The sequence below is a fragment of the Dyadobacter sp. CY323 genome, from assembly GCF_021390245.1.
Taxonomy (GTDB): Bacteria; Bacteroidota; Bacteroidia; order Cytophagales; family Spirosomataceae; genus Dyadobacter.
This window is the reverse complement of the sequence record NZ_JAJUXH010000004.1, coordinates 175014-192508: the sequence shown is the minus strand read 5'-3', so window position 1 is coordinate 192508 and position 17495 is coordinate 175014. Positions and strand designations below refer to the sequence as shown.

Genomic DNA, 17495 nt, shown 5'->3' with positions numbered 1-17495 from the left:
AACGCCATTTTTGTATATGGAAGTTTCAATTTGAATGAGAAATAAGCAACGATTCACGAATTTCAGAACCAGAAACCGACCTGAAATGCAATCCTCGGCTTTTCCTCGCTTTTTTCTTTGGGTATAAATGCGCCGACCGCGAAAGTCAGGATATCGACGGGCGCCAGCCATATTCCGCCACCATAATTGTAATGCCAGTTTTCTGAGTTATCGTTCGCGAGCCAGACCCGGCCGTAATCGAAACTTCCAAACAGGCCGTACGTCAATGGCAGTGTAGGATTATAGCTGCTCCCGATCCGCACGCGCAGATCGGTATCATGCCAGATCGTATTTTTCCCGTAAAAACGTTCGGTGCGATATCCGCGTAAACCTTGTTTGCCGCCAATAGTTGGCATTTGGAAAAATGTATAACCTTTACCAACGTTGACGCCGGTACCGATTTGCGATGCGACAATGAAATTCTCACGCTGGTCAATGTTTTTATAAAAAGAAAACTGCGCCCGCAATGCGCCAAACTGCTTATCTGATTTCAGGTTTGTAGTCCAGTTAATACCCGTATTGAAACGGATTCCTGAATGTGGAGCAAAGATGTTGTCGACGCTGCTGAAATCGAACTGGAACCTGGCGCCGCCGAAATAATTTGTTTTGAAGATGTCGTTCGGCAAACCGTTTTCCGGGCTGGTAATGAACCGTCCGGCTGTGGCTTGTATGTCAGAGATCTCAGCAAAAGGCCCGAGTGTCATAAATCCACTATTTCCTGCAAATCGTTTTTTAATAGCCGGATACACGTGTAAAACACTTTGTCTGACGCGGTAAAAATTGGCATCGGCGACCGGTCTTACCGAATTATTGCCAAGTCCCGCATAGTTGAATGCATAGGTCGGGCCACGGTAATAAGAATCTATATAAAAGTCGAATTTCCGGAATGCATTGATAAAATCGCCGGTATAGTTGACCTTAAAACCCTGTGTATGAAATGCATAACTCCCACCGAAGGTTTGGGCGGAAGCATAAGGTTCTTTTTTAAAACCATATTTGGTAATATTCACATTTGACCCGATAAAAAAACCATCGTCAGGGTTTGCGCCCAGGACCGGGAATGGGATCGAAATGTCGTAGTTACTGTCCGCACTCCGGCGGTCGTAGATGTTGTAGCGGTACAAACCCGTTTTCTTCACTTTTGCATCACTTCCTGCACTGAATGTATTTTCACGCAGGTCGTCATAGAAAATGGCTTTTTTTCCTCCTGAACTTACCCGCGAGCTATCCCGGAAAGTATCGTTTCCCAGCCCGCCAACCAGCCTGATCTTAATGCCTTTGTGCACATCGCCCGTAATTACAAACTCATCCTCATCCCCATTTCCATAAATGTTGATGTATTTGGTAACGCTGGTCTCGAATACTCTTTTATAATTCTGATGTTTGATCCGTCCGTCTTTCCCGGTTTCATAAACCGTCACACTGGTTCTGGTATCGTCGAGCCGTTCCACCACAAATCGTTCTTCTTCCTCCGTTCCGATCACATTCACCGACTCACTGACGAACTCATAATGCGCCCGGGCAATTTTCATGAGATCGTCACGGCGTGCCTTAATGTTCACTATCAATGCGGGGAAAGAAATTTCCCTGGCTTTTTGTGGCCAGTCTGCAAACGATTTTTCAATCACCTCGTCCGTCAGGCTCAACTGGATAAATTTCACCTGCTTTTCCCATTGCGACCAATCGAGGCCCGTCAGAAAAGTGCGGTCAAAAAGTCTTGCGCTCCATGTGTTCCATTTCTTACTTTTTATCTCTGGGCTGAACGTCTGAAGTTGCCGGAGAAATGGCAAAGTCAGTCTGGCGACGCTGGTGAGCAGGCCGTCATATACCGAAAAAGCCTGGTCGCGGTCGCGCGGGATGGGGCGGTACAATATGGTGCCATCTTTCTGTTTCACGGAAGACCACGCCCATTGGTCATCATGCCGGTCCCAGTCTCCGATCAGGAAATCGAACAGCCGTGTGCGTACTGCCCATTCCTCGTCAATTCTATGTTTGCTGCTTTCGAGCATTTCCTCAACCAGTTCAGGCGTACTCACGATCTTGTCGGGTCTGCCGAAGAAGTCCGCATTCTTCCATTTCTTACCATCCGGACGTTCTTCCAGAAGGTTCATGGTTCCGCCAAAAATGCTGTTAAAAGTTTCTAATGCAGGCTGCGCCGGAACATAATATAACCGGGGATTGGTGTGATAAACCTGCACGGCATCGGCCATAACGGGCATCGAAAGTGGTGCGAATGGATTCGTAGATAGGAAGTTATCTTCCACCAGGTATTTGGCAGCGACCATTTGGTTGAATGGAAAAGGCAGAAACCGGCTCACATCTTTGGTAAGTCCGCGCATGGCATATTCTTTCCCATCCTTATCCCGCAAACGAAGCGAGTTCGTCTGATTTCCCCCACCCTGCTTTACGGCCACCAGTCCGCCTTTCATTGTCGCCAGGTCGAGCACCGGGAATGTATACTTTTCGGTGTAAAGCGGCCGGTTATGCTCGCCGAACAAAAACTTATGGAACCCACCGACCGGTTTCACTTCGTTGCTTGTTACGTACCTGCTGGTTGAGTCGAGATGCTGGTTATATTCGGTAAATGAAGTGGAATCCGGCATTTCAGCAATATGACCATTTTTGATCTTCTTCTGAAAAGTGAGCTTTGCATTCTTTCCGTCCGGGGTAACTTCCCAATATTTTACCCACGTTTCACCATCTTCATAAAAACTGAGCGTGGAGTATCCGAGCGCCGGCGATGAATACAAAGAACCTTTGCCCAAGCTCACCGGACTGGTTTTTGAGCCACTACCGCTCACAATGTATTCCTGCCCATCGTTTTCGATAAATTGCAAAGCATGTTCGTGGCCACTGGCAAAAATGAAGTTCCCATTTTTCTTCGCACCCGCCAGTACCGCTGTCCGCAAGTCGCGGTAATGCCGGTTTGCGACGTCTTGCTTTGACCCGATCGTGCCGCGGAACAATGCGCTCAAACTGCCCACAACAGGCAACGGAATGTATAATTTCGGATTGATTTCGGTGAGTGGAAAAAGATGTTGCTTTGCTGTAAACCGCCCACCGTGAGGCCCATACGTGTACGGCGGGTGATGCATCGCAATGACCACATTCTTGTTCCGGTACTTTCGGATCACATTTTCAAAGACAAACCGAAACTGCTCGCGGTTTTTGATCTCACAGCCGTCATTGATTTTCGAATCCCGGTCCCAATCCGTGAGCCACCACTGCGAATCCACCACGATGACAACTACATTGTTATTCAATTCAATGGCTTCCGGCCCCGAACATCCATCGAGTGGGAGAAAGTAATTCTCCCATTCATCTTTGTCTTTCTTCCCCCTTTGCTCGTTAATGTATTTGTCAATGTATTTGGCCTGCCTTTTAATTCCCTTCACTCCCCAGCCACGCCAGTCGTGGTTACCGGGCACGAAAACCGGGCGGCCTTTGAACCCATTCAGTGTTTCCAGCTGGGATTTGATCCGGTATTCGGCAACGGATCGATCGGTACTGTCTTCGGTCGGCGGCATTCCATATTCATAAATATTATCTCCTAAAAAAAGCACCGAGCTGTTTTCAGATTCGTCCGCAAGTTTTGTTTTGAGATATTCCAAAACCGGCGCAGGATGCTCGGGAGAGTCATTTCCCGCATCGCCGACCAGGTACATGGTATTCTTTACTTCGCGTTTGGCATCCGGCATTTCGCTGGCCCATGCGGCGGCTTCTTTGGAATAATTGACTTGGTAACTGGCGCAAGACCAAATGGTCGCCGACAAGATCCCGAAAAGTATAAGGCGTAAAAAAATCACCATATTGTAACGCTGAGTACTATCGCTTCAACCTTTTGAATTTCAAAATATTACCGCTAAACAAATCGTCGCCTTCATTAGAAATGTACAGGCTGCCGGATTTGTCAAAAGCAATTCCTTCAGGCTGGATAAAAAGGTTACCATTGAGCGGAAATGCTTTTTTCACCTTCCAATTCGCATCGGTCACGACCAGTAACTTGTTTACGGATGAGATAATGTACCACTCGCCGGTTACCGGGTTTTTAGCCAGTCCCGACGGTCGGAAACCCCGGGAAACTTTGCCCGTAATCGCTTTTATCTCATCCACCTGGACATTGAAAGTCCGCGGTGCCTCTAACGAATCTTTTTTTGGATTAAAAATATAACCGGTAACACTTGCCTTGGGATCACCTGCGGGACAATTTTTACAAATCACATACAAATCCCCAGAAGCCGGGTCGGCATACATGCCTTCGTATTCCCCTTTTGGCAGTACATGTTTCAACTCGGTCACATTCTCGGCTTCTTCAAATGCCGATTCGGAAAGCGGATAAGAGAACAGTACGCCATTGCTTTTTAGAACAAAAACCTCTGAGTTCAGAATGGCAAGGTCTTCATAATCGCCTTTTTTGGAGAATTTGGTATGCACCTGCTTGCCTATATCCCACGCCAGCCGGAACACTTTTCCTTCCTCATCCTGAACCGCATAGATGGTATCACTTTTGCCATCCAGCAAGGTAATGCCCGATATTTCAAACAGACTTTCCGGCATGTTGAACTTGTCCGGATTTTCGAGATCATAATCCTGCCCCGCCACTTCCTTTTTTTCCGTCGGGTTACAGCCGAGTAAGGAACAGGCGATCAGCAAATTCGATATCCAGGGTCGCAGCATCCTCATTATGTAAGGTTTAATGTTCGAAAACAAGTGAGGCGATGATAAATGCGAGCACGGAAGCCACGATACCAAACATAAATACATTATACCCGACCCTTAGCAGACGGTACTTTTTCCCCAGTACAACTCCTTGTGAATAAACATCTTTGGTGAGACTACCGTACAGAAACTCCCGGTCATTCATCATCCGCTGCATTCCGGCCGAATAGTCGTTGAACGACATTCTGTAAAAATTCCCGAAAAACAGCAGGTTTACATTTTTGGTATCGATATCCTCCTGCGTAAAAGTCCCGTGCGGAATGCTGGGCCGGGTCGACAAGATGGAAAATACCATTGTAATCATACAAACCGTCAGTAGAAGCGTTGTTGGAATGATCAGATATGCATTATCTTCAAGTCTTCTGATCAAAACACTGAGTAATACGGATATGATAATAGAAGTGGTGGTGATCATGATATGTGCCTTGTTATCAGCCATATCGCTCAGCCTCTGGTGGTTATTTGAACTGATCCGGAACATGGTTTCTATGCCTTTATCCGGCCGGTCCGACTTGTCTTTTTGTTTTTTGATTTCCTGAATCTCCACCAATGCGGGTTCCTCGTATTTTGACTTTGCCAAAATCACCTCCTCTTCTGCCTGCTTCTCTTCCTCCCGCTCTTCACGTACTTTTTCTCTCAGCTTTTCGAGATTCTTTCTTTTCTGCTTATCGAGCAGCTCGCGGCAGTAATCCGTATGGTAATGATGGGTTTCAAAAAGCCTGATCGTGTTCTTGCGCCACTCCGACTTATCGATTTTCCTGCCTGATCTTTGCTCGGCTTCCTTACGAACCAGCTTATTCCATTCACTGAATTCAGGCGTTCCCAGGTGAAACAGGTCCGAATCGCAGACGATCTCCTGTAACAAATTCGTGGGGGATTGCGGCCATATCGTCGCCAAAATGCATCCTGCAACCTCAGAGATCACGCTTTCATCGATACCGTCCTCTCGGAGAAAAGCGGAAGCCAGCTCTGCACCGCGCTTTTCGTGCTGCTCGGCCTCACCACTGCTATACCCAGAGTCGTGAAACCAGGCGGCAGTTACAACAACGAATGTGTCGCGGTCGTCCAGCTGATAATGATTGGCGATCCGGACCGCATTGGCCACCACCGACTCGGTATGGGAGAGATTGTGATAACTGAGTTGAGACAGCGATTTTGTCCCGAAAAACTGTTGAACATGATGCTTAACCTTTTCGAGCCGATGGTGGTAATTCATAGAGATAACGTGATATCGATGGGCTGATCACCGCAAGGCTCAATCCCAGGTCGCATCCAGGTTCACACCTACCCGTAACGCTTTCAACCCGGTAACACCCTGCAGTTCTTCAAGATCGAGAAATTCCAGATCATTCAATAAAGTATTTTTTTCCTGTAAATACCGGACGTAGCCCACATATTCTTCTGCTGACTTGTTGTTGAAATAAACCATCGCGATTTTGCCGGGTTGCGTCAGCCGTTCTCCGGTACCTTTTATGTGTACTTTATCAATGCGTTTTTTGATCACCTGGTAACGGATGTTGTAGGCTCCTTCCACGTCAAAACGTCGTTCGTCATCCCGGAAACTGATGTCAATACTGCTGGAATTGATAAAAATCAGCTGCGTCGTTTCCAGTCTTCTCTGCATTTGCGGGATCAGGGAATGCGTGATCCGGGTAATGGCGGCCATCGACGTGAGTTGCCACAACCGGATGTTTTTCAAATACAACTCGCTGAATTTCTTTTCAGGCTCAATGGATTGGCCAATGTAAATATCATATTCAATCCCATCTGTCCTGAACTTTTCAAAGTAGGTCGGGTACGATTGCTGGATCTCCTGGCGAAACAGGTCAAGATATAGGTTCACGGAGGAATTGATCATCTGCATGGAAGCTTCCAGCGCCTTTCTGTTCGAATTGGCTTCTCCATTATATTCGTCGATTACAGCAAAATATTCGTCGATGCGTTTTCGGAGCAGTACCTCGCCTTCATCTTCTTTTTCCCTGCCAAAACTGCGCAGCAGACTTTCTTCTTTAAAATGCTGCAAAAACGGATGGGCTTCAAGTTCCAGAAAATCCCTCACCTTCATTTCATCGTTGTCGGTTGCTGCGTCGTTGATCTCTTCCAGCCATTTTCTGCATTTGAAGATCATTTCATCAGCCAGACCAAATCCAAGGCTTTTCTTAAGAACAGTAAAGGTTTCTATCAATAATGTGAATTGAAGGTTTAGATCCTGCTTTAATGCGATATTTCTTTCAATCGTTGAATTCCGGATATCAATAGCCCCGTAAAGCGGATACACGTTTTTGAAATGAATATCTTCGATCGCTGCATTATTGGGACTCAATGCTTTGTCGCGCATGTAATGCCAGGCCGTTTCCCGGAAACGCCATTGTACGGCAGGTTGTAACGATGTGAATTTCTCCCGGATCACATTGTCGATTCCCGCATTAAATTCATCAATGTAATTCTTGAAAATCTGCGCAAGGAGCGGAAGTGCAACGTCCAGTTTGTGGAGCACAGGCTCATTCACTGCATTCGGATTTTTTGAAAACACTTCCAGCAGGCCAACCACCTTATTGTCATAAAACACCGGCAGTAACGCGTATGACCTCACACCGTCGTTGTAAAGCAGTTTCCCAAAATCTTTCTTATTGGCAAACTCCTGCGTCAGTTCATGGACTAGCATCGGTTTGGGAGCTTTCAGATACTCGTCGGCCATACCGAGGTACATGGATTCGGCCATCCCGTTTTCGGTGGCCGCATTCATCAGCTTGCTGTAAAGTACGTTCCCGCGGTTGAAAACAAGTTTGTTGTTTACCCGCAAAATGGGCATGGAGCCGAAATTAAACTGGTCATCGCCAGTCAGCATTTTTAACGCCGAAGTAACCTGGGTGAAATAAGTATGCGAATCAATGGAAGCACGGTCGAGTATCGTATTCTTGATACTTTCCACTGCATGTTCAGCCGTCACATCCTTTAATGTGATCACAGAAAATCCTTCGAAACGGAAAAGCGACAATGGAAGGATTTCGGTCATCCGGTCGATGTCAAACGAGTCGTGCATCTCGTTCCTCACTGCATCCAGATCCAGTTTCGGTAACACGTCTTTGGGATAAATTTCACAAAAACGGGTATCGATATTCAGCTTATAATATTTCTGCAGCCCTGATTTCTCATCTTTCAGGCTTACAATCAGCTCGTGCTTGTATATTTCCGGCAGATCATAACATCTTTCGAGAATGATCGAATAGAGCATCTGCAGCTTATGGGTTTTCGTATCCACGTTGTCATCGTGTTCCAGATCGCAGCGGATACCACCGGTGTGGGAGTCCATCAGCAGATCATAAAATCCGGATGTTCCATAAAATACGACCGGATTAACCGGTGCGCTCATCGCCCAGCAAACATCCTTCTCGTCTGCAATCGGCGGCATTAACATGCCGTAAATCAGACTTAGTTCTTCTTTGTACCTGCCAATATCTTCCAGCGGGATTTTCTCGCTGAATGCAGGGTTTGCCCTCAGTTTGCCAAGCACCATTTCGAAAAATGTACGCTTAACGGTCCGTTCCTCATCGGCTTTTCTTTCCAGAAAATCGATGAAAGGCTTAAAAGAAATAGAAGTGTCTATTTGCAGGAGACCGAGAGGGGATTCTTGTGTTACGTCAATTGTAATCGGTTCCATGTTTTTTTAATTTAATACACTGATCTTCCGGCCCGATCTCTCGTCCAAAATAACGCGCAGCCAGAAAGGCAAGGCACTAGTACTCAGAAACAATAAGATGCGGACTCACCGGCAACCTGCCGGAAACCAAATTCAGTGTTTTTTCTTAAACTGCTAACGTTAAACGTCGAAATTGAATTCCTAAACGGATTCGACTTTTTCTTCGCGTGCCGCCGGCTTTATGATCATTCTGAGAGACTGATCTTTTGTAAAATAAGCCACCATCCAGTTATACAAAGTTTTGATCCTGTTACGGTGGTTGATCAATGAAATAAGGTGAATGAAAAGCCAGGCCAGCCAGGCAATCACCCCATTGAAATGTACCTTCGGAGACGGCATATCCACCACTGCTTTGGCCCGACCGATTATCGCCATCGATCCTTTATCATAATAGGTAAACGGTTTCAATGGAAGCTGTTCAGCGATGTTCACAAAATTTTTCGCCAGATTTTTTCCCTGCTGGATGGCAACCTGGGCTACCTGCGGGTGGCCATTCGGGAATTTCTCATCGGTCGTCTGAAGGCAGCAGTCACCGATCGCATAAATGTTGTATGTGCTGTTCACTTTGTTGTGGGCGTCAACCAGCAAGCGCCGGCCGCGTCCGTACGCTTCGGGCGGAATGCCCTCAAACACCATTCCGGTAACACCTGCCGCCCAGATCAGGGTTTTGGACTCAATGGCTTCTCCTTCCGAGAAAATGACTTTATCGTCTACGAAATCAACAACATGCGTGTTCAGCCGGATCTTGACGCCCAGTTCATTAAGCTCATTAAATGTATCCTGCTGCGACTTCACACTCATTGGTGAAAGCAAGGCATTTCCACCGTCGACCAGGTAAATTTCACTTCCTTTCCCCGCTAGGTCCGGATATTCTTTACGCAGAATGCCATTCCGCATTTCAGCAAACATGCCTGATATCTCCACCCCGGTAGGTCCGCCGCCTGCGATCACGACCGTCAGCAGACGTTTCACCTCGGCCGGATCGTTGCAGATCGTCGCTTTCTCCATTTGGGAAAGCAGCTTGTTCCGCATACCAATGGCATCTTCTAGGGTTTTCATCGGGGTAGAATTGCGTTTTACATTTTCCATCCCGAAAAAATTGGTCTCCGCCCCGGTAGCGAATACCAGAAAATCGTAATTCAATTCACCATTTGAAAGTACGATCCGGTTCTCCTCAGGCACCACTTTAAGCAGTTCTCCTAACCGGAAATGCAGGTTTTTTTTACCCGAAAACAGTTTCCTGAATGGGTAACTAATGCTCGAAGGTTCCAGAAAAGCGGTCGCAACCTGGTAGATCAGCGGCGGAAAGAAATTGTAGTTATTCTTATCAACAAGCGTGACGTCAAACTTTTTACTCTTTGCCAGGTCAATCGCAAGATTGACACCTGCAAATCCGCCTCCTATGATTACGATATTCATGGTCTTCTGTTGAGTTTTTGTTAGGGCGCAATGCCGTCCGTCATCTTGCCGGACTTTTTCAAATAGCGGATGTAACCGTACATTGCACCTAATACGATAACAATTATACCAAACAAAATGATCCTGTTTTCACTGTCCGGGGTGAGTTGTGGATATTTAAAGATCAACAATGCAAATATTCCGATCAGCCAAACCAGTAACGTATTGTATTCCTTTAAAAGCCAGCGCTTGTAATTGAAATGCATGCCATTTAAGGTGGAAGAAAACCCACTGAAATTAATCAGCCAGCGGTTCACTTTACTGCAATATGCATCAAACTGGGCTCCAAACTTATTCCGCAGAAAGTTCTCTTCAGCAAGCACGATGGCCTGATAAATAAACAGGAATACCGGCATCACAACCGCCACATAAATCAGCGAGTTGGCCAGCACCCCAACCCCAAGCAACATCAGAATATTGCCGACATAAAGCGGGTTGCGGCAATGCCTGAAAATACCTTCGGTCACGAGCTTTTCGGCATACACTTTCTTGTCTTTCCCGCCCCGGATGATGTACGCCAGTCCGATGGTAATTCCGCGGATAATTTCACCGGCGAATGTGATCAACAAACCAAGAATGATCGGGTATAAATAATACTTCTCTCCAAACATCTCCGGCGCAAAAAGCATGGGAGACGGAACAAAAAGAAGCAGGTATAAAAAAATAAACAAGTTATTCCTGTATTTGAAAATGAAATTGCCGATTGCGATCATGATTTTTTATAAGCTATCATTCCTGAAAAATTATACCATTTGAAAAAGACTTCACAATCCGTGAAACCGGCTTCCTTCAACAGGAGCGTATTTTCAGATAGCTTATATGGGATCAAAACGTTTTCGAGCGCTTCCCTTTTCTGAGAAATTTCAAGTTCGCTGTAATGGTTACGACGTTTATAGTTGTAATAATACTTTATGAAATCGCGATTAAATTGAGAATGCTCCGTTAAAACCTTCTCAGCGAGCAGGAGAACGCCGCCCGGATTCAACCCTTTATAAATATTGCGGAGCAACCTTTCGCGGAAAAGCGGACGGACAAACTGCAATGTGAGGCAAAGGATAACGACCGAGGCATTTTCGATCGGAAGTTCTTCCTGATGTAAATCGCCCGCTATGAGGTCATACGTACGGACAAATCCTGCTTCCTTCAACTTGATGTCGCATTTATCCAGCATTTCGGGAGACTCGTCGATGCCTACAAACTTCACGTCCGACGGGATCAGTTTGTCTATCTCAATGAGGGTTGTACCGGTAGAACACCCCAGGTCGTAGACGCACGAACCTTCTTTGGCATGATCTGCGGCAATTTCGCCCAGCATTCGCTGCATTTCATTGTAAAAGGGCACAGACCGGCTGACCATATCGTCAAAGACTTTAACCACCCCGGTACCGAATTTGAAGTCGGATACTTTGGTGATCTCGTCTTTAAAGACCTGATCCTGATTCGGATTTCCCGCATTCTCCATGAGTTAAGGATTGTTTAAGTTAGATTTTCAGGATGCTTTTCGCTTGAATCGAAAATTTCTGTTCCAAATATCTAAACTTACTCCGTAACCTTTGCTAGAAGACTAATTTTTCAGGATGGTTTTATTCTCTGAACGATGGTTTTTCCCGTGGCGATCTCCGTCCCTTTCAGTTCGATGTACAATACATTAGGCGACCAGAACGTACCTCCGTCTATGCGGATAAATACCCGGGAGAGAATGCACTGCTTGTTATCGATGCTGGTATAAACATGGTACTCATTTTTGTTGTCCCTGCGCAGGTACAACGGCAGCTTGGAATAAGCAACAGATCGGAGCTCAAAGGTTGATTTACCTGTAGCCTTGGCATTAATGCCATAGGCAAATTTGCGTTGCAGGTAATTGAGCTCCTTCCGGCCGCCTCCTTCCGGATATCTGATCCAGAACATATTAACAGGATTCTTCTCGCTTAAATGGCCCTGTTCGTCCACATTAAGCTGGTAACAAATGGTATTCGTATTCGGGTCACGCTGAATATAAAACAGTAATCCGGGAACATTCGCCGGTACTGGAAACTGGTCCGGCTCCGCATTGGCACCGGATGATTTTTTATAAGCAGAATAGCTTCCTGAATACGAGACAAGCAACAGGCAAAATGCCAGTAGCAAGCCGGAAGCGTACTTCATCATGGTTTCTAATCTTTAATAAATTGTCTGAGCGATGAGTTCTTTGTCACTTTCTCCATATCGGACCACGTCCTGCACCATCCGGGCATCTCCCGAGAATGGCCCCGACGACTGGATTTTCAGTGTAGCCATTGCCGCACCGAATTCCCCCGCTTCCTGCACACTCGCTCCTTTTACTTTTTTACTTAAATAACCGGCCATGTAGGTATCCCCGCAACCCGTCGCGTCGACAACAGAAGTCGGTTTGTATGCCGGAATCTGATAAAAGCGATTGTCCGTGTATACGAGTGAGCCTTTGCTGCCCAGGGTAATAATCACCTCACGCACACCCAGATCAGCCAGGTACTTTGCGCCTTCGCGGACGTTACTGGTACCCGTCACAACCTCCATCTCGTACTCATTTGCTTTGAGAATGGAAATGTAAGGAAGTGCCTCTTTTTTGTCTGCCCAGTCGGTGTAATACACCTTTTTGTCTTTTACATATCTCAAAAAACCCTGAATATCCAGCGATACCAATCCCTTTGATGCAAGTGACTTAATAAGATCTACGGAAATATCGTCCGATAGCAATGGACCCAAATGGAACACTTTTGCGTCGATGGCGGGCATTTGAGCGACTGTGAACGGAGCTGCTTTGTGCAGTACATTCTGCTCGCGATGATCCTGGTTGGCGCTGTAAATGTTCTCGAAATAAACCGTATACGGGCTATTCTGGGAAAACACTTCGATATGCTCGTCACGCAGGCTGTTGATGATGTGATTTTCACTTTCAGCCAATGCGGTAACCAGCATGTAATGGATGTCAAACTGTCGGAGCGCCTTCGAAAAGTAGAACGAAGTGCCGCCTGGCATGTAGTTGACGGAATGGGCAGTAACCACTTTGTCCAGTGTGATATGCCCTATGGTGCAAATGTCATACATGTTCATTTTAATTTAATTTCATCAAAGCATTGAAAACGCCGTGATGAAAGTTGACAACTAGCCCAACTCTTTGATAATATTCACGATTTGGGTAAAATCGGTAATCTCAATATCCGCATCCGAATCTCTCTGCAGTTCGGATTTCTCGTCCCAGCCTTTTACATTCAGCCATACCGCCCTGCACCCGAGTGTTTTAGCAGGCTGAATGTCTTTGGAATAAGAATCCCCAACTACCACGCATTCGTCAGGAGAAAAGCCTAGTAAATCAATGCCAAGCTGGTAGATCTGCGGATCGGGCTTCCGGACGCCCACCACTGCCGACTCAACCACTTCCTGGAAATAATTTGCAATGCCAAAATCCTGCAATACATTTTTGATGTTCCCATAAAAATTGGAAACCATCACGACAGGGTACTGCGCTGCCAGCTCTGCCAAAGCCGGTGTCGCTTTTTTCACAGTAGTGTGTGCGAAATCGTTGCATTCTTTCGCAATCGCTTCAATTTTCTGATCATCCACCTCAAACCCGTTTTCTCTTAAAAAACTGAACTGTTGTTCAACCTTCAAAAAAAGCACATCATAAAAAACATGATGCGGCTTAATAATCGGTTTCAAAGCCAGGGCACGTTCCCCAAAAGTATAAGCCTTTGCAAACGCCTCCCGGTCTACCCCAACCTCATTATGCTGGTAACTTTCCCACAAAACATTGGCCCAATGCAAGCCGTTGGTATCAATCGTACCGCCGTAATCGAGTAGAATTCCTTTGATCATTATTTAAGCTGTTAGCTATTAGCTGTTAGCCGTTAGCTTTTTGAAAATTATTATTATAATAAGCTTTAAGTTGTTGGCTTAGTAACAAAAAATAAATGCTCTAAATATTCAGGTGGTAGCAAAAAAAACTAAAAGCTAACAGCTAATCGCTAACAGCTAAAACCGGTTTTTCCTTCACTTTCCTCCCCATCAACGCCAGCCCAATCCCGATCCAGACGATTTCTCGGATCCGCATCACTACACCTATGAAAATTCCTTGCGATGATGCTAGTCCGATACTTCTTAATGCAAGCACCAATCCGCCTTCCCTCGTTCCCAACTGCATGGGAAAGAAAAAAATCACATTCGCGAAAAGGGAAGATCCGGAGCTGACGATCAGAGATTGGGATAATGTCATTTCCAAACCGATTGCCTGCGCTGTGAAATAGATTTCCAAACAGCCGATTACCCGGGCGGCAAACTCAAAGAAAAGCGACGAATAAAACACATTGCGCCTTTCTGCATACAGAATGCGGATCTGTTCATCTACTTCATAAAGTGTCTCTGCATTCTTCAATGCAAAGTCACGCGCCCTGTTTTTGATAAAAGGAATCTTTTCCAGCAGCCGGAACGTGCTGATCGTGAAGCCTTTTTTATACACATTAATAAACCAATACGCCAAAACCAACCCCACAACCAGCAAAATCCCGCAGCCAGCCAGCATTGTATTGCTCAATGGTACCACCGCGACGATCAGTATAATAGACGCCAGCCAGAAAATGACATGCGAAAACATGTGCATCAGGCTGTATAGCAATACTGAAGATGTTGCTTTCTGGATCCCCAATGCGGGTTTCAATTCGAGAATGCGGTACGGTTCGCCGCCAAGTGCCACAAACGGCGTAATGTAATTGATCGCGTATCCTGAAATGGTTAACCTCAAAACTGACCAGAACGAAAGATTGGTTTCGGGCAGATCAGGCTCACGGATAATGGAACGGAATGCAAATGCATTTAAAATATAGATCAGCAGCCAGCTTCCAATCACAGGTATAAACCAGATTCCGGTGCGCTGAATGTCTTTCCAGATGACGTCCAGCCCCGTTCCATAGACCATATAGCCCAGTGACACGACGCCAATCGCCAGGAAAACTGCTTTATATACTTTGGAATTCATTCGTTTTTTCTTTCAAAATCTTTTCATAGAAAAACGCGCTCACTTTTTCCTGGTTCACGATCATGTATACCAGAATCGGGTTGAGAATGAACATGTCGAAAAAGAAATAGATCCAGGACTGATCAAGGAATAACCACAAGAACAAGAAAAGTACCCGCGTGTTGAACTGGACAATGTTGGTATACTTCATCAACGGCTTGTTTTGCGCACGAAAACTGGTTACCAGCTCGGTTGGAAGTTCATTTGGATACGTTTTCTTCACAATGCCCAGCAGCTTCTGCAGTTTTGGCGAGAAGCTTTCCTGCATATTGGTATAGTTCAGATAGAACCGGGCGATCAGTTTCATTCCGAAATTCTTTGACCAGCTCATTCGGTCATACTCTTTTTGCAGGTCCTGACTGTTATCCAACTCACTCCCCGATTTTCCTTTAATGAAAAATAAATGCACATTCCGATAGTAATCCGCCATTGCCGATTGTACCACATGCGACGCGCCGGCAAGTACGCCAGGCATCCAGATCCAGGCACTCCAACCTTCCTGCTGGCTTCTCAAACAGATCGCAATGTGAATGGCGATAAACCAGAAGTCCCCGGCCGCCCCATCCAAAATACGTCCCAGCCTGCTTTTATCATTCGTCATCCGCGCCAGCTGTCCGTCGGCACTATCCAGAGAATTGGCGAAAACCAGCAAAAGCATTCCGATCACATTGATCCACAGTTCCTGATAATAAAACAGGATACCCGCAGCTACTCCGAAAAAGATACTGATAATGGTCACCGGATTCGGTCTCAAACCCACTTTCGCACAAAACAATGCGATCTGGTAGCCGATTGGGCGGTAAAACCAAATGTCGATCTGCTCCTCGGTATCGTTGGATTTCAGTGAATTTTCAAATGACGTACTCTTGGTTTCCATTAATTATGCGTTGTAAATTTTTCATAGATCCTTCCGGCAATATGTCCGGCTGCCTGGTCGCGGCAGGGCGCAAAACTTGGCCAGTCGTTGAGGTCGATGATGGCAAACTGACCGTCTTTACCGACAATCGCATCGCCCCCATAAATATCGATCCCCACAGCACCAGCCGCTTTTGTCGCGACTTCATTCAATTGCTGAGCATCGAACTTATAATGCGCCGAATCGCCGTTAATGCTTTGATAATCCGCGTATTTGTGATGATTGTTATCATAGGGGTAGAACCAGAAGAAAAAATCCGTTCCGCTCACGCCATAAAATTTGACCAGGTCGCCGACCAGATGCTGAGAGATCACGGCATCGGGAATGTCCCTCAATGCATATTCACGCAATATTTCCTTCGCCTCGTCTTTCGAAACCGCAAATGAAACGTCTTCTTTATGGATCGCGTGGAAGTCGCCCCGTTTGATCCAGTACCCTTTTCCTTTTATTTTTTCAAAAACTTCATCTTCCTGATAGCTGGTCGGGACAATGTAACTTTCCGCAACCGGAATGTCGTTCAGGTTCAATGCATTGGTAAGGTTGGTACGAAAGCAGTTTTCAATTCCGAAAGCGGAGTTAACGACCTGTTTTCCAACTTTTTCCAGAATCTGCAGTTTACTGACGACCTCCTTTTGTCTCGCCATCGTGAAGATGCTTGGCTGGGTAATCGTTTCCAGCGCTAAAAATTCATCTTCACAAATGATCGTAACCTCACAACCTCTCTTTTGAAGTTCTTTGGCGGTCATCGAGAAAATCGCATCGTCATTTCCAATGTGGTTTGGTGAAAACTTCCTGTTACGGTGCACACCGAGTATTTCTAATTCATTCATGTACGCTGCGGCCGGCAAAACGCTCCGGCCTTTATGTAATTGGTGTTTGTTGTTATGCTATTTTTTCAAGCCGCATGTTCCGGCCTCAAAAACAATTCTGCTGTTCGGATATCACTCACATGATCGACATCCACAATTTTGGAAAATGGGTATGCGCGGAGTTTAATGCCGTTTTCAACGAGCTGCCGCTGAAAATTGCGCATCCGGCTCACGCCATGTTCGACGGCCAGGTTTACATTCTGAATGGCCTTTTTCCGGAGACAGTAAATGCCGCCCGATACAAAAGGCGTATGCGTACTATTTTCGTCCGTGAATGCGGTAATGGTCTGATCCTCAGAAACAGTTACGAACAATGGACTTTCGTCATCGATAAATGACGTAACCGCCATTTGACCTTCCAAATTCGGATTCCCTTCAAACTCGGCGATATATGCCTCAAACTCCTCTTCCTTGAAAACGGTATCCGTCGTAGTCAGGCACACCGATTCCAGGTCCGGATTTGCATTCAAAAGTTCGTATACACTATGCAAAGAACTCGGTGTCGATTTTTTGACGACCTCAATAGGCATCGTCAAACTCAGCTCTGCCAAATGCTTTTCGAGGCTGGTCGATTCTTCATTGATGATGATCATGATCTTTTCCGCATGATTGTGCATAAAAATCCGTATCAGCCTGTCTATCAGCATTTCATCGTAAAGACTCACCATCGGTTTTGGAAGTTTGAAACCTTCCTTCGCCAGGCGCGAACCTTCCCCGGCTGCTATAATTGCATAATTCATATGATTGGTGTCTATCGTCTTATTC

The 17495-nt window shown here is 45.9% G+C and carries 14 protein-coding genes; all 14 read right to left on the bottom strand.

The genetic code is table 11. The annotated features are described in order from the left end of the window. Window positions 1–62 precede the first annotated feature (62 nt). The 14 genes from LZG72_RS09800 to LZG72_RS09735 all read right to left on the bottom strand — a co-directional run bounded on the left by LZG72_RS09800 (window position 63) and on the right by LZG72_RS09735 (window position 17470). A complete protein-coding gene (locus LZG72_RS09800) occupies window positions 63–3848 on the bottom strand; it encodes a metallophosphoesterase (protein ID WP_233870913.1) in 3786 nt (1261 codons plus the stop codon). 16 nt (window positions 3849–3864) lie between these two features. Next, complete coding sequence (locus LZG72_RS09795) at window positions 3865–4722, bottom strand: SdiA-regulated domain-containing protein (RefSeq protein ID WP_233870910.1); 858 nt, start codon at window positions 4720–4722, stop codon at window positions 3865–3867. A 10-nt stretch (window positions 4723–4732) separates the two neighbouring features. Continuing rightward, on the bottom strand, window positions 4733–5974 hold the full coding sequence (locus LZG72_RS09790) for a Pycsar system effector family protein (protein ID WP_233870908.1): 1242 nt from the start codon (window positions 5972–5974) through the stop codon (window positions 4733–4735). A gap of 39 nt (window positions 5975–6013) precedes the next feature. Next, window positions 6014–8419: a GAF domain-containing protein gene (locus LZG72_RS09785; protein WP_233870905.1), complete on the bottom strand. Its 2406-nt coding sequence runs from the start codon at window positions 8417–8419 to the stop codon at window positions 6014–6016. Window positions 8420–8599: 180 nt separating this feature from the next. After that, on the bottom strand, window positions 8600–9877 hold the full coding sequence (locus LZG72_RS09780; protein ID WP_233870902.1) for an NAD(P)/FAD-dependent oxidoreductase: 1278 nt from the start codon (window positions 9875–9877) through the stop codon (window positions 8600–8602). A gap of 20 nt (window positions 9878–9897) precedes the next feature. Continuing rightward, window positions 9898–10629, bottom strand: a complete 732-nt coding sequence (locus LZG72_RS09775) for an isoprenylcysteine carboxylmethyltransferase family protein (RefSeq protein ID WP_233870900.1) — start codon at window positions 10627–10629, stop codon at window positions 9898–9900. Continuing rightward, on the bottom strand, window positions 10626–11378 hold the full coding sequence (gene cmoA, locus LZG72_RS09770; protein ID WP_233870897.1) for a carboxy-S-adenosyl-L-methionine synthase CmoA: 753 nt from the start codon (window positions 11376–11378) through the stop codon (window positions 10626–10628). The genes LZG72_RS09775 and cmoA overlap by 4 nt, the downstream gene beginning before the upstream one ends. Before the next feature lie 110 nt (window positions 11379–11488). Continuing rightward, window positions 11489–12064, bottom strand: a complete 576-nt coding sequence (locus LZG72_RS09765; RefSeq protein WP_233870894.1) for a DUF4833 domain-containing protein — start codon at window positions 12062–12064, stop codon at window positions 11489–11491. Window positions 12065–12076: 12 nt separating this feature from the next. Beyond that, window positions 12077–12982 (bottom strand): PfkB family carbohydrate kinase, encoded by a 906-nt coding sequence (locus LZG72_RS09760; RefSeq protein WP_233870891.1) that lies wholly within the window; start codon window positions 12980–12982, stop codon window positions 12077–12079. Window positions 12983–13039: 57 nt separating this feature from the next. Then, complete coding sequence (locus tag LZG72_RS09755; protein WP_233870888.1) at window positions 13040–13750, bottom strand: HAD family hydrolase; 711 nt, start codon at window positions 13748–13750, stop codon at window positions 13040–13042. Between the two features lie 142 nt (window positions 13751–13892). Beyond that, window positions 13893–14906 (bottom strand): lysylphosphatidylglycerol synthase transmembrane domain-containing protein, encoded by a 1014-nt coding sequence (locus tag LZG72_RS09750; RefSeq protein ID WP_233870885.1) that lies wholly within the window; start codon window positions 14904–14906, stop codon window positions 13893–13895. After that, window positions 14887–15822 carry a CDP-alcohol phosphatidyltransferase family protein gene (locus tag LZG72_RS09745; RefSeq protein ID WP_233870882.1) on the bottom strand — a complete coding sequence of 312 codons (936 nt, stop codon included), beginning with the start codon at window positions 15820–15822 and terminating at the stop codon, window positions 14887–14889. Before LZG72_RS09745 ends, LZG72_RS09750 begins: the two co-directional genes overlap by 20 nt. Further along, the gene (locus LZG72_RS09740; protein ID WP_233870880.1) at window positions 15822–16691 is read right to left on the bottom strand and encodes a hypothetical protein; all 870 of its coding nucleotides are present in this window, start codon (window positions 16689–16691) and stop codon (window positions 15822–15824) included. The genes LZG72_RS09745 and LZG72_RS09740 overlap by 1 nt, the downstream gene beginning before the upstream one ends. A gap of 65 nt (window positions 16692–16756) precedes the next feature. Then, window positions 16757–17470, bottom strand: coding sequence for a sugar phosphate nucleotidyltransferase (locus LZG72_RS09735; RefSeq protein WP_233870879.1), 714 nt, complete (start codon window positions 17468–17470; stop codon window positions 16757–16759). Window positions 17471–17495: the final 25 nt, after the last annotated feature.